Origin of the sequence: Nannocystis sp. RBIL2 (genome assembly GCF_026626745.1) — a bacterium.
Classification (GTDB): Bacteria; Myxococcota_A; Polyangia; order Nannocystales; family Nannocystaceae; genus Nannocystis.
This window is the reverse complement of record NZ_JAPNJW010000002.1, coordinates 2021178-2035196: the sequence shown is the minus strand read 5'-3', so window position 1 is coordinate 2035196 and position 14019 is coordinate 2021178. Positions and strand designations below refer to the sequence as shown.

Here is a 14019-nt window from a genome sequence, read left to right as displayed (position 1 = left end):
GGTCGCCGGTGCTTCGCCCCGCGGCCGCGCTGTTGGTCGTCGCGTTGGCGGCGACGGCCGAGGCGGCGCCGCCCGAGCCGGCGCCGTTCGGCGAGGGCGAGGGTCGCTCGTTGCTGCGCGACATCGACATGCCGCAGAGCCACGTGGCCGGCGAGTCCGACGCGGCGGCGGTGGCGGTCAACCCGGCGGCGATGGGCTTCCTGCGCGGCTTCAGCGGGGTGCTGGCGGGCAACTACACGCGGGCGACGTCGCAGCGGCGCGGCGGCGGCTTCGGGGTGTTCGTGGCGGTGCCGCTGCAGCTCAAGCTGTTCGGGCAGAAGCTGGCGGACACCTTCCTGTCCCTCGGGGCAGGCTATCAGCGGCTGTGCCCGTTCGGCTGCGGCCGCCTGCCGAGCCAGGACTTCGTCGAGTGGTACCGCGACGACTGGTACCCGGCCGACCTCGACTACAACAAGTTGACCCTGGCGGCCGCGGTGCCGCTGATGCGCTGGGCGCCGGGGCTGTCGCTCGGCATCAGCTACGCGCGCACGTGGTCGGAGCACAACCTCTACGCGCAGCGGCTGCACCAGGCCGAGCTGTCGCTGGCGTACCGCCCGAGCCGCTACGTGGCGATGGGCCTGGTGGCGCGGGCGATCAACACGCCGCGCGCGGGCCAGGACCTGCGGATCCCCGAGCCGCCGCGCCCGGGCATCCTCGACCGCCGACAGCCCTTCGAACTCGACGCCGAGGTCGCGGTGCGGCCGATCAAGGGCTCGCGCTCGCTCGAGCTCGGGGTCGGCGCGCGGATCGTGCCGATGCCCAACGCGGACCCGCGGTTCCACACCCCGGTGCTCGCGCCGCGCGGGCGGATCGCGGCGGGCGGCGCGAGCTGGCGGCTGTTCGGCGAGGTCGAGCGCTACTACGTCAACACCGTCGGGCAGCGCGAGGCCACCGACGCGCTGCGGGCGATGGTCGGGCTCGAGCTCGACTTCACCCACATCGGCGTGGCGGCGGCGCCGGTGCTCGGGCCGAACGGGGCCGAGGGCTTCGGGGCGCAGGGCGGGGCGTTCAAGCTGCGCGCGTCGGCGGAGCGCTATCCGACGCTGGCCCAGCCGCCGCTCGAGGCGCTGCGCTTCGACGTCGACAAGTACGGGGGCGACCGCGGGGCGACCCGGCTGATCGACGCGCTCGACAAGGTCGCGGACCTGCGAGGCGCTCGCGCAGTGGTGGCGCTCGAGGTCGACGGCTCGAACAACGGCTGGGGCGAGATCGAGGAGATCCGCGAGGCCATGCTGCGGGTGCGCGGGCGCGGCGGGAAGGTGGCGGTGTACCTGCGCGGCGCGGGGCTCAAGGACTACTTCCTGGCGACCGCGGCGGACCGGGTGATCCTCCACCCGGGGGCGCGGCTGTCGATCGTCGGCATGCGCTCGGAGGTGTTCTATTACGCGGAGCTGCTCGGCCGCCTGGGGGCCAAGGCCGAGTTCGTGCGCGCGTACGAGTACAAGTCGCGGCCCGAGCAGTGGGAGCGCACCGGGCCGACGCCGGAGTCGGACGCGCAGCGGCGCCTCTTGCTGACCGACATCTGGAACCACGTGGTGCGGATGGTGGCGAAGGGCCGCAAGACGACGCCGGAGCAGGTGGTGAAGTGGATCGACGCGGCGCCGCACACTGCCGAGCAGGCGCTGCGCGCGGGGATGATCGACGCCGTCGGCTACGCCGACGAGCTCGAGGGCGAGCTCGAGAAGTGGCTGTCGCGCAAGGTGTCGCTGCACAGCCCGAGCACGCTGCCGGTGCATGACATGTCCTTCGGGCCAGGTCCGGCGGTCGCGGTGGTCCACGTCGAGGGCACGATCAGCGACGGCGCGAGCCTGACGGTGCCGATCGTCGGCAGCGTGCTGGCCGGCGGCGACACACTGGTGCGGGCGATCGACCGCCTGCGCGAGGACCGACGGGTCAAGGCGGTGGTGGTGCGCATCGACAGCCCGGGCGGGTCGGTGGCGGCGTCGGACGACATGGCCCGCGCGCTCGAGCGGGTCGCCAAGCTCAAGCCGGTCATCATCTCGATGGGCGACGTGGCGGCGTCGGGCGGTTACTACGTGGCGACCGCGGGCAGCTACATCTTCGCCGACGCGACCACCAAGACGGGCAGCATCGGCGTGTTCCGGCCCAAGGTCGACGTGTCGGGGGTGCTGGAGAAGTTCGGCGTGAAGGTCGAGTCGATCGACTACGGGGCCCGGGCCGGGCTTTACACGTGGTTCAAGCCGTACACGGAGGACGAGCGGGCGGCCGCGCAGGCCGGGGTCGACGCCAGCTACCAGGAGTTCACGGCGCGGGTGGCGAAGGCGCGCAAGCTGACGTCGGAGCAGGTCGACGCGCTGGCCCGCGGTCGGGTGTGGAGCGGGGTCCGGGCCCTCGAGGTCGGCCTGGTCGACGCCTACGGCGGGCTGCACGAGGCGGTCGCCTACGCCCGCGAGCAGGCCAAGCTGAAGCCCGGCGAGGGCGAGGTGCGTCACGTGCCCGCGCCGCCGACCCTCGGCGACCAGATCAGCGCGATTTTCGGGCTCAAGCTGCCGTCGCCGCTCGGTCTGGGTGAGTCGGCGATGGTGTGGGTATTGCGCCGGCTCCCGCCGAGTCTTTGGCTGTCCGAGCGGCCGACGGAGCTGGCCCTGGCGGAGGAGACGATCGTGGTCGAGTAGGGCCCCGGCCGCCGCCCCGGTCGATCTGTTGTACCCTTCCGGGCAGGCGAAAGAGAGGCAAGGTGTCGCTCACTTCCGAGCAAGAGTGGATTTTGGTGGGCTGCGGGCTCATCGCCCACGCCGACGAGATCCTCGACATCGGCGAGTGGGACGAAGTGTTGCGGTACGTCGGCTCGACCCTCAGCGAGCAAGACCAGCTGACCTGGATGGAGATCCTTTCGCGCCAGGAGCAGCTCGAGCGCCGCTTCAACGACCTGCCGCCGCTCACCGACGAGGCCAAGCAGGAGGACATCCTGCGCCGCTGCTGGCAGATGGCCCTGGCCGACGGCACCGGCTCGGACGTCGAGTCGACGGTCCACGACCGCATCGCCCGCCGCCTCGGCGTCGACCTCGACCGCGTCGCCAACCTGCGCGACACCTGGACGCAGCAGGCCCACCTCCGCGCGGAGCTGACCGTCGGCCTGGCGGCGATGTTCGTCAACCTCGACGGTCACCTCGACTTCCACGAGGCGATCCACTTCGACAACCTGCTCGAGCGCCTGCCCATCCCGGTCGGCCGCCGCGTCGAGCTGTCCGAGCTGCTGCACAAGCCGCCGACCCTCGACACCCTGGTCGAGCGGCTCCTGACCCTCGACCTCGCCGAGCGCGTGAAGGCGCTGCACTCTCTGGTGCCGATCCTCCGCGCCAGCCGCCGCGGCGGCCGCGAGCGCGAGCTGTACTTCGAGCTGTCCCGCCGCGTGCTCGGCTCGCAGGCCGAGGTCGAGCAGCTGCTCGGCAACGGCTGAGCCGGGCCCGGAAGAGGGCGAAGAGGGGCATGTCCGCGAGGACATGCCCATTCGCGCATGTCCGAATGGACATGTCCCGTGGAGTGTGTCCTGGCGGACAGGCGCTAGCGCGCGTACGGGAACAGGGCGGCCGGGGTGACGATGTGAACCTCGCCGAGGGCGCGCAGGCGGTCGAGGTCGACGCGGCGGCGGTCGCCCAGGATGCTGATGATCGGGGCGGAGGCGGCGAACTCGGCCAGGTAGGACTGCAGGGCCGCCAGCTCGACGGTGCGGATGGTCTGCGCGGCGCCGAGGCGCGGATCGCCGGGGTGGCCGAGGTCGAGCCACGACTGGACCCACCCGGGGCGCGAGCGCGGGGTGATGCGCTCGCTGGCGTACTCGCGCAGGAGGCCCAGGCGGGCCGCGGCGACGCGGTCGGGGGCGAGCTCGGTGCGGCGCAGCAGGTCGAGCATCAGCCCGAGCGCGCCGCCGGCCTTGTCGCACTGGGTGCCGAGGCTGCCGAGCAGGGCCGCGTCGTCGCCGACGCGGTCGCCGAGGTCGAGGTGCGCGCCGGCGTGGTAGGCCAGGCCGCGGGCCTCGCGGATCTCCTGGAACGCCATGCCGCTCATGTCGCCGCCGAGCACGTGCCCGAGCAGCTCGGCGCGCGGGCGTTCGCCGGCCGGCTGCGGCGGGCGCGGGAGGACGATGTCGATGCGGGCCTGGGCGACATCCTTGTGGAGGAAGAAGATCGTCGGCGCGGCGACGCTGCGGTAGCGCAGCGGCGGAGGCGGCTCGACCGGGGTGCCGGCGCCGAGCACGAGGGCGGCGGCGGCGGCCTCGTCGGTGCGCGGCCCGAAGTACAGGGTGGCGTGGGCGGCGTCGCGGAGGGCCCGCAGCTCGGCGAGCAGCTCGGGGCCCTTGGCGCGCCGCAGCTGCTTGTCGCTCGGGCGCGTGAGCACCGGCGAGGCGTCGCCGAAGGCGGCGTAGTCGCGCAGCGCGGCCGCGAGGTCGTCGGGGTCGTCCTCCTCGTCGCGCCGGCCGCTGAGGGTGTTGGCGACCAGGCTCGAGAGCACGGCGTCGGTGAACACGGGGCCGGCGAGCCAGGCGTCGAGCAGGGCGAGGCTGGCGTCCATGTTGCGGTCGATGCCGCTGACGGTGATCTCGGTGCGGTCGGCGTCGACGTCGACGTCGATCTCGGTGCCGAGGGCGTACAGGCGGCGCTGCAGCGCGGCGGCGCTGAGCGTCGTGTCGCCGTCGCGGGCGCCGCTGCGGGTCAGCAGGTCGGCGGCGTGGCCGAGCAGCGGGCGCCGGCGGGTGCCGACGTCGTAGCGGAGGACCAGGTTGAACAGCTCGCTGCGGTGGTTGCGGGCGGCGATGAGTGGCCCACAGGACATGTCCGAACGGACATAGTCGTGGCCGGGCCGCAGGTGCTCGGCCGGCGGCTCGTCGACGGGGCGGGCCAGGACGTCGCGGGCGTAGTCGCTCTGGCGCGTGGGATCGATGGCGACCGGGGTGATCCGCGGCTTCTCGATCTCCGGCGGGGCGAAGCGGCCGCGGCGGCGCAGGACGACCACGACGTCGTCGCCCAAGTAGGTGCGGGCGACGCGGGCGAGGTCGTCCGGGGTCAGCGCTCGCAGGGCGGCGAGGCGACGGGCGTGCTCGGGCCACGGGCGGCCGCTGGTGTAGGCCTCGAGCATCTGCTCGACGCGTCGCTCGCCGTTCTCGAGGTCGTTCTGCTCGTCGATGGTGGCGTGGAGGACGGCGGCGTCGAGGTCGTCCTGGCCGATCGCGCCGTCCTTGGCGGCGCCGAGGACCTCCCGCAGCAGGCGCTCGACCTCGGCCAGAGACTGGCCGTCGCGGGCGACGCCGGTGAGCGCGAGGTAGCCGCCCTCGTTCATCAGCGCGCCGAACACCTCGGCTTCGGGCAGGCGCTGCGGCAGCAGCAGGCGCGCGGCCACGAGGCCGCCGACCTCGTCGCCGAGCACGCGCTCGAGCGCGCGCAGGGCCGGCTCGTCAGGATGTCCGATGGGCACTGTGCGAAAGGCCAGGGTGACGGACTGCTCGCCGTCGGCCACGAGCTCGCGGACGACGCGGCCGCGTGGGCCGGCGAGCTCGCCGGGCGCGGGCGCGGCCAGCGGAGCGGGCTGCCAGTCGGCGAAGGCCCGCTCGAGCGCGGGCAGCACCGTGGCGTCGACGTCGCCGGCGAGCAAGACCGCAGCGTTGTTGGGCAGGTAGTTGCGCCGGTGGTAGGCGACCATCTCGCCGTAAGCCGGGGTCTTGAGGTGCTCGGCGCTGCCGATGGTCGGCTGAGTGCCGTACGGGTGGCCGGGGAACAGGGCCAGGCGCATGGCCTCGTCGACGCGATCGTCGGGGGCGTCGAGGCTCATGTTCTTCTCCTCGTAGACGGCCTCGAGCTCGGGATAGAACAGGCGGAACACCGGCTGGCGCAGCCGCTCGGCCTCGATCTCGGCCCAGGTGGCGAGCCGCGAGGACGGCACGTCGGCGCTGTAGACGGTCATGTCGTCGCTGGTGAAGGCGTTGAGGTCGGTGACGCCGAGCTGGGCGTAGAGCCGGTCGACCTCGTTGGGGATCGCCAGCGCGGCGCAGGCCTGGGTGGCGCGGTCGATGTCGGCGAGGATGGCGGCGCGACCGGACGGGTCGGCGGTGGCGGCCAGGCGATCGTAGAGCTCGGCGACCGCGGCGACGTGCGGAGCCTCGGCCGCGCCGTCGAGGGTGCCGAGCCGCGCGGTGCCCTTGAACATCATGTGCTCGAGGTAGTGCGCGAGGCCGGTCGAGTGCGGCGGGTCGTGGCGGCTGCCGGCGCGGAAGGCGATCCACGCGGTGACGCGCGGGGCGGCCCGATCGGTGCTGACGTAGACGGTGAGGCCGTTGCTCAGGCGGTGGACCGTGACGCCCAGCGGGTCGTCAGGCAGCGCGACCGGGAGCAGCTCGGGCAGCGCGGAGGCGGCGAGGATGGCGGCGCGCTCGGGGTCGACCGCGGGGGCAGGCGCGGGCTCGGGCGCAGGGACGGGCGCGGGCGCTGGAGGTGTCTGTTCGAGCATGTTCGAAGGGGCAGGTGCGGCACGAGGCGGCGGAGCGGTGGCGGCGTTGCAGGCGAGAAGGCAGAGGGCCAGGCTTGCGAGGCGCGTGCTCATGCGGCCGTTGGAGTTTGCGCGAGCGGCCGCGGGCGCGCCAGACGAAGGCGGCCGCGCGTGAGGGCGAGCCGGAGGCGAGTCGCCGCACAGGCGGCGGGGCGGTCGCTGGGCGCGCTCACTGCGATCCTCGCACGGGTGAAAGGTCGGGCAGGGCGGCGCCGCCGTGGACGCCGCGAGGCGCGTCCCGCCAGCGCCGGTGGCCGTGGCCGTGGGTGCAGTCGATCGAGCGCGCGGGCGCGAGGGGCCGCAGGAGAGGCGCCCGATCGCGGCAGGCGAGGAAGACCCGACGGTCGCGCGACGAGACAGAGGGCGAGTTGCGGCTCGGACAGGCCGGTGGGCAGCTCGTCGGCGAAGACGACCGCAAGGTTGCAGGCGAGACAGTAAAAGCAGCCGAGGCCGCGCTGCTCGCCGAAGGACAGGTCGTCGTGCGCGACGACACGACCGTCCCTGCGCGTGATCGTGAAGGTGAAGCCACGCACGTCGTGGCGGAGACTGCCGCCGAACTCGAAGTCGTGGAAGTCGGAAGCGGTGGTGATGTCGCGGGCGTCGAGAGCGCCGGCGAGGCTGCTGCCGAGGTCGAGCTCGCTGGCCGCGAGCGACCGCCGGAACATGGCTCGGCGAGGCGCATGAGGACGATCCGATCGCGGAGCTGCAGCTCGGCCTCGCGGTCGAAGAAGTCGTCGGTTGGCTCGAGCATGAAGCTGCCGCGACAGACCATCGAGAGCAGCGTCGACAGAGTGGTCTTGTCGGCGTGGCGATCGCCGGCGAAGCGCAGCTCGGTGCCGGGCTCGAGGTCGCGGAGCTGCGCTATCTCGAGCCGCCGCAGCTTGCTCGTGGGCATCACCCGAGAGGTTGCCCGAGCTCGCGAGTGGATGCGAGTCGTCGCAGGCGCGCACCGACGGGTGAATGCGCGCGCGGCTTGCATCGAGGGGCGCGTCACTCGATCGCGTGGATGACCGGCATGAGGGCGCTCGGTTGGTCTTGCGGGAGGAACAGGAGCGCGAGGGGGAGGCGGGCGAAGGCGGTGGTGAGGACGAGGGGGAGCGGGGGCTCGGCGTCGCGGCGGGCCTGGATCCGGCCGCGTAGACCCTTGTCGCCGCGCTCGGGGCCGAGCAGGTCGAGGATGAGGTCGAGGATGGTCTTGCGGACAGGTAGGATGCGCAGCTGGAGCTCGCGGCGGTCGCCGACGCCGCTGCGCTGGCGCACGAGGGCGACGGCCTCGCGCAGGCCGCCGAAGGCGTCGACGAGGCCGAGCTCCTTGGCGTCGATGCCGGAGTAGACGTGGCCGCGGCCGAGCTCGTCGACCTGCTCGAGGGTCTTGCCGCGAGCGTCGCCGACCCGCTTGCGGAAGAGGTCGTAGACGCGGCGGATCGAGGCGTCCATGCGGGCGCGCTCGTCGGCGGTGAAGGGGCGGTAGAAGCCGGCGATGTCGGCGTTCTTGCCGCGCTTGAAGGTGTGGGTGGCGACGCCGAGCTTCTGCAAGAGGCCGCTGATGTCGAAGTGCAGGCTGACGACGCCGATCGAGCCGGTGAGGGTGGTGGGCTGGGCGAACACGTGGTCGGTGCCGGCGGCGACGTAGTAACCACCGCTGGCAGCGACGTCGCCCATCGAGACGACGATCGGCGGGCTCTTGCGCGGGTTCTTCTTCCACGCCTCGTGGGTGCGCGAGACCTCGCGCCAGATCAGGTCGGAGGCGAGGGCGCTGCCGCCGGGGCTGTTGACGCGCAGGACGACGCCCTGACACGCAGGGTCGTTCCGCACGGCCCGCAGCTGGGCGACGATGGTGTCGCCGCCGGTGAACTGGGTGCCGAGCAGGGGGATCGTGCGGCTCTCACCGTCGACGATGGTGCCCTCGATGAGCACGACCGCGACGTAAGGGGCGCTCGACCAGGTCTTCGGGTCAGGTTCGGTGTCGTCGAACTGGGCGAACTTGACGCGCGCGCCGACGGCGTCGCCGATCTTCTCGACGACCTGGTCGCGGTAGACGACCGCGTCGACGAGGCCGAGCTGCTCGGCCTTGTCCGGGCCGTAAGGGGCGTCGTCGACGAGGCCTTGGACCTGGGCGACGCTGAGGCCGCGGGCCTGGGCGATGTCGTGGGTGACCTGGGCGAAGGTGTCGTCGAGGAGGGCCTCGCGCTGCTCGCGATCCTTGTCGGACGGACCTGTCCGCGAGAACATCTCGTGGGCGGACTTGTACTCGTCGATGTGCAAGGCCTCGACCTGGACGCCGAGCTTGTCGAGGAGGCCGCGCAGGTAGAAGGTGGTGGAGGAGAGGCCGAAGGTGGCGAGCTCGCCGGCGGGGTGGAGGTAGACCTGCTCGGCGGCGCTGGCGAGGTAGTAGTCCTTGAGCTTGGTGTCCTCGAGGTAGGCGAAGACGTGGCCGCCGGCGTTGCGGATCCGTACGAGCGCGCTGCGGACCTCCTGCAGGCTGGCCCAGCCGAGGCCGGTGCTGCGCGCGTCGACGAGGAGGATGGTGCGCTTGCCTGCCTTTTCGGCCCGCTCGAGCCGCTGCAGCAGGCCGAGGAGGTGGCGCTCGCCCTTGATGGCGGAGATGTCGACGCGCTCGACGTCGACGAGGCGCGGCCAGAACACGCGGCCCTGGCGAGCGGTGGAGAAGCGGGCGGCGAGGCCGAAGCCGTCGAGGCCCTCGCCGAGGCCGGCATGCACGCCGCCGCTGACCTTCATGAAGTCCCAGGCGACCGCGAGCTGGACCGAGCCGCGCACGGCCTTGTCGGCGCGCACGAAGTTGTAGGTCGACGGATCGAGGGTGTGGACGCGGACCTGCTCGACCTCGGCGGCGAGCTCGAGGCCCTTGTGGCGCACTGCGATCCGGCCGCGCGGGAGGGCGCCGAGGTTGTCCCACTGGCTGACCTGAAGGCCAGGTTGGTCGGCGCGGAAGCGGCTGCGCACGCCGCCGGCGAGCTCGAGGGTGCGGGTGCCGAGCGGCCGCACTGCCAGCTCGCCGACGATCGAGAGCTCGCTGGCGAGGTCGCCGTAAGGCCGGAGGTCGGCGGCGCCGAAGCGGGCGACCGCGCCGACCGAGGCGTAGTTGCGGATCCGGAAGAGGAGGCCGACGTCGAGGTCGGGGGCGCGCAAGAGGCCGTCGTTGCGCAGCCAGTGGACGCCGAGGCCGAAGGCGGCGACCTTGCCGTCGCCGCCCGAGAGGGCCCACGAGATCTTGGTGGCGTCGGGGTTGCGGGCGGCGAACGGGTCGGGGTAACCGCCGCCGAAGCCGGGCCGCAGCGCCTGCACGCCGATGCCGGTGGCGAGGCCGAAGCCGAGGTTGAAGTTCATGAAGCCGCCGAGGCCGCCGCCGCGCGTGAACGGGCTGACCGAGCGGTAACCCATGATCACGAGGTCGAGGCCCCGCACTCCCGAGAGCAGGGCGGGGTTGAGCTCGATGCTGCTGGCGTCGCCCTCGCCGGAGTAATCTTTGATCGGCCGGTCGACTCCGTCGGAGGCGGCGCGATCGAGAGCGCGCGGCTCCTGGGCGTGGGCTGTCCCGAAGGACAGGATGAGCCCGAGGCCGCCGACGAGCGCGGCGCGGCGCGGCGCAGCGCGGGATGTCCTGAAGGGCGAGGCGAGGCGACGGCGGGCGGCGCCGGATGTCCCGGAGGACAGGTCATGGCCAGGCGCGGCGCCGCCGGAGCGGGTGCTGGCTGTCCCGAGGGGCAGGTCGGTCCCGGGGGGGTGCGGAAGGACGGCGCGGACCGGCGTGGGCAGGATGTCGGGAACCGGTCGCGGCGCGCGGCGCTTCACTGCAGGTGATCCTCGGAGATGATGTCGACGATGGCGAGCACGTGGCGCACGCTCAAGATCCGCAGGCTCTCGTCCCACGGGACGGCGATGCCCTGATCCTTGGCGAACAGGACCTGGGCGCCGACCGGGATGCCGCTGACGTTCTCGCCGAGGTCGGCCTTGGGCTCGTCGTCGTCGTCGTCGTCGTCGACCACGAAGCCAGGCTTGGGCATGGTGCGCGCGACCTCGACGACCTCGGCGAGCAGAGCCTCGCTGTGGCTGTCCTTCGCGCCAGCCGGGAGGAACAGCCCGGATTCGCTGCGGTCGGGGCTCTTGACGACGCGGACGAGGACGCGCGGGCCGAGCGGTTGGATGTGCCGCGAGACCCGCCCCGGCGGGGTGCGGTCGTCGTCGGCGGGCGGCTTGCTGCGAGAGGGCATCGGCCGGGGACTTTAGCCGAGACGGCCGCGACAATGCAGGGGCCGCAGCCAGGGGCGCGCGTGCGGTTCAGGCGAGGCCGATCCGGCGGCGCACGAGGACCTCGCCGCCGAGGCAGATCACGAGCAAGACCATGGCGATGCCGCCGCTCCACACCGGAATGTCGCGCCGGCTGTCGACGCGCTCGCGGTCCTGGCGATCGGGGGCGAGCGGGGGCGCGGCGGGCAGGTCGTCGTCGGCGGCGCGCAAGAAGCGACCGCCGGTGGCCTCGGCGAGCCGGCCCAGCCGCTCGTCGCCGGGGCCGCTGGCGAGGCGGGTGAGCTCGCGGCCTGCGGCCTGGACGAGGAAGACGCGGCGCGCCTGCTGCGGGGCGGCGGCCGCTTCGTCGCCGCCGGCGCGCTGGGCCACTGCCTCGTAGGCGCCGACCGAGAGGCCGCCGCCGAGGGTCTCGCTGGCCCGCCCGAGAGCGTCGGTGGTCCATGTCCCCTGGGACAGGATCGTGACGGGCGCGTTGGGGTCGGCGCCGGGATCGTCGGCGGCGTGCCCGAGTGGTTGCACGCGCCAGCCGACCTCGACGCCCGCCTCGGGGGCGTACGAGGGCGACAGCGCGGCGGCTCGCAGGGTGATCGGGGCGCCCAGGAGGTAGGTCGGGCGGTCGGTCTCGAGCGTGAGGCGGTCGGCGGCGCTGTCGCGCAGGAGCCAGCGGATGGCGCCGAGCCACAGGAGATCGTAAGGGCGAGCGCCGTCGACGATCGGCAGGTCGGCGTGGAAGCCGAGGCGCCAGCTGGCGCCGGTGCTGAGGACGAGGACGCGGCCGCGGCCGGGCTCGGCGATGGTGAGCAGCGGGCCGCCCTCGGGGTGACGCAAGAGCACTGCGCTGCCGATCTGGGCCTCGTGGCGGGCCAGCTTGGCCGGGTTGTAGCTGTCGAGCGGCGGCAAGGCTGACCAATCGGACAGGCCGCTGTGATCGATCCACGCGGTGATCGGGTGGCGGCGCCCGGCGTCGGTGACCGCCGGACGGAAGGCCTCGGTGTCGAGGCCGGTGGGCACGCGCAGGTCGACCGGGACCACCGCCGAGAGCGCCGGCGCCGGGTAGTCACCGGTGGCGAGGCCCATGTCGCCGCCGATCATCACCAGGGCGCCGCCCTCCTCGACGTAGCGGCCGATGTCGGGCAAGTAGCGGCCGACCTGGTGGTTGAGGGCGTCGAAGTTGTGGAGGATGACGAGGTCGAAGCTGCCGAGCTGCTCCTTGAACAGCTCGTCGGTGGGGAAGGCGATCAGCGACAGCGGGGCGAACGGATCCTCGCGGTCGGCGTCGTCGGCCCCGCGCAAGATGTAGTAGCTGAGCAGCTCGACGTTGGGGTCGCGGCCGAGCAGGGTGCGCAGCGCCCGGACGTCCCAGTCGGGCCGGCCGGCGACGTGAAGGGCGCGGACCTTGTCGCGCAACACCTTGACGACGAAGGCGCGGCGGTTGTTGAGCGGGCTGGCCTCGCCTTCGACCGGGCGGACCTCGATCTCGTAGACGAACTGGCCGACGCGATCGGGGGCGACCTCGAAGCGGACGGTGGTGAGGCCGCTGGCGGGGGCGACGAACGGCTCGGTGGCGACGACCTGGCCGTCGCGGCGCAGGACGACCTCGGTCTTGGTGCCCTCGAGGCCGTGGGCCTCGATGTCGGCGGAGAACTCGACGACGTTCTCGACGAAGGCGAACTCGCCGGCGCGCAGCTCGGTGAGGGCGAGGTCGACGAGGTGCGGGGCGCCGGCGGCGACTGCGGTGACGGGGACGCCGAGCTCGCGGGCGGCGAGGATCAGCGGGTCGTCGGCGCCGCGGTCGGCGCGATCGAACAGGCCGTCGCTGATGACGATGACGCCGGCGAGCGGGCGCGGGTCGACTGCCGGGTCGATCGCGGCGATCTCGGCGAAGGCGCGGGTGAGGTCGGAGGCGGGCTGGCGCGCGGCGAGGTCGAGGGTGGCCTCGGCGTCGCCGGTGAGCGGCTCGCTGCCCTCGCCGAAGCGGCGCACCTGGACTGCCAGGCCCTGCTCCTTCCAGGCGGCGCGCGCGGGCTCGGAGCGGCGCCACAGCTCGCGCACCCGATCGATCCGCCGCATGGCCTTTTGGCCAGGCGACTCGGCGTCGGCGACGCCCATGCTGGCGCTGTCGTCGACCAGCACGACCAGGCGCGGGCCGGCGGCGCTGGTGGTCTCGAAGCTGAGCGAGAGCTCGAGCGCGACCGCCAGCAGACACAGGGCGCCGGCGCAGCGCAGGGCGAACAGGGCGGCGCGCAGGCGCGGGCTGACCCCGGGGACAGGTTTACGGTAGGCCCGCGCGGCCTCGACGATCGCCAGGACCACGGCGGCGAGCACCAGCACGAGGCCGAAGGGGCCGGGGACGTGACCCGCGGTGATGCGCCAGCGCTCCATGGGACTTCAGCGCCACCGCCGGTTGCGGAGGAGGGTCTCGACGTGGGCGCGGTCGGCCTTGTAGTCGGTGCAGGTGGCGTAGAGGAGGATGTTGACGGCGAAGCGGAAGGCCCACTCGCGCTGGTCGGCGCCGCCGGGGACGCACGGCCAGGTGAACAGGCCCGACTCGCCGCGGGCCAGCGCGCCGCCGAGGTCGTTGCGGATGAGCAGGGCCTTGAGGCGGCCCTCCTCGTGGATCCCGAGGACATGGTCGAAAGTACTGGTGCGGCCGAGCGGGGTCTCGACGAGGTAGAACGAGCGGTAGAGGACGTGGTCGGCGGCGACGCGGGTGAGCGCGGCGCCGGGCAAGATCCGTCCGAGCAGGGCGGTGACGTCCTTCTCGAAGCCGAGGTCGGCGCCGCCGTCGGCGGCGTCGAACACGATCATGCCGCCGAGATCGAGGAAGCGGCCGAGGGCGGTCTCGGCGGCGGCGCCGAGCGGCGGCAGGTTGCCCTCGCCGGCGACGTAGAGGAACGGGGTGTCGAACAGGCGGCGCGAGTCGGCAGTGACGACGCTGGGCTCGCGCACGGGCTCGAGGCGGGTGCGCAGGCGCAGCTCGACGGCGAGCTCGCGCATGGCCCCGGGGCGCGGGTTCCACTTGCCGGGGTACTGCAGCTGCGGCAGGTCGACGGTGAGGACGGCGGTCGGCTCGCGGAACTCGTCGCCGCCGAGCGGGCCGAACAGGCCGGGCTCCTGGGCCCGCAGCGGGCGGGTCGCGGCTGCGGCGCAGAGGCCGGCGGCGCCGGCGAGCAGGCTGCGACGGGTGCGGGCCATGGGTGGCGAGGATAG

8 protein-coding genes are annotated in these 14019 nt (G+C 73.4%); 3 read left to right on the top strand and 5 right to left on the bottom strand.

The genetic code is table 11. From position 1 onward, the window contains the following. The first annotated feature begins 8 nt into the window (after positions 1-8). Both sppA (OV090_RS51110) and OV090_RS33175 read left to right on the top strand, forming a co-directional pair. On the top strand, positions 9-2675 hold the full coding sequence (sppA, locus tag OV090_RS51110; protein ID WP_267708684.1) for a signal peptide peptidase SppA: 2667 nt from the start codon (positions 9-11) through the stop codon (positions 2673-2675). Between the two features lie 62 nt (positions 2676-2737). Next, entirely contained in the window at positions 2738-3460 is a 723-nt protein-coding gene (locus OV090_RS33175; protein ID WP_267708683.1) for a TerB family tellurite resistance protein, read from the top strand. A 104-nt stretch (positions 3461-3564) separates the two neighbouring features. Here the strand turns inward: OV090_RS33175 and OV090_RS33170 are convergent, their stop codons facing one another. Then, entirely contained in the window at positions 3565-6501 is a 2937-nt protein-coding gene (locus tag OV090_RS33170; RefSeq protein WP_267708682.1) for a M16 family metallopeptidase, read from the bottom strand. 305 nt (positions 6502-6806) lie between these two features. Here OV090_RS33170 and OV090_RS33165 point away from each other — a divergent pair, with 305 nt between their 5' ends. Further along, positions 6807-7550, top strand: coding sequence for a hypothetical protein (locus OV090_RS33165; RefSeq protein ID WP_267708681.1), 744 nt, complete (start codon positions 6807-6809; stop codon positions 7548-7550). Here the strand turns inward: OV090_RS33165 and sppA (OV090_RS51105) are convergent. The 4 genes from sppA (OV090_RS51105) to OV090_RS33145 form a co-directional block, all read right to left on the bottom strand. Next, positions 7531-10353: a signal peptide peptidase SppA gene (gene sppA / locus OV090_RS51105; RefSeq protein WP_267708680.1), complete on the bottom strand. Its 2823-nt coding sequence runs from the start codon at positions 10351-10353 to the stop codon at positions 7531-7533. The genes OV090_RS33165 and sppA (OV090_RS51105) overlap by 20 nt on opposite strands. Continuing rightward, positions 10350-10772: a co-chaperone GroES gene (locus OV090_RS33155; protein ID WP_267708679.1), complete on the bottom strand. Its 423-nt coding sequence runs from the start codon at positions 10770-10772 to the stop codon at positions 10350-10352. The genes sppA (OV090_RS51105) and OV090_RS33155 overlap by 4 nt, the downstream gene beginning before the upstream one ends. Before the next feature lie 67 nt (positions 10773-10839). After that, on the bottom strand, positions 10840-13191 hold the full coding sequence (locus OV090_RS33150; protein ID WP_267708678.1) for a hypothetical protein: 2352 nt from the start codon (positions 13189-13191) through the stop codon (positions 10840-10842). A 6-nt stretch (positions 13192-13197) separates the two neighbouring features. Continuing rightward, on the bottom strand, positions 13198-14004 hold the full coding sequence (locus OV090_RS33145; RefSeq protein WP_267708677.1) for a DUF4159 domain-containing protein: 807 nt from the start codon (positions 14002-14004) through the stop codon (positions 13198-13200). Positions 14005-14019: the final 15 nt, after the last annotated feature.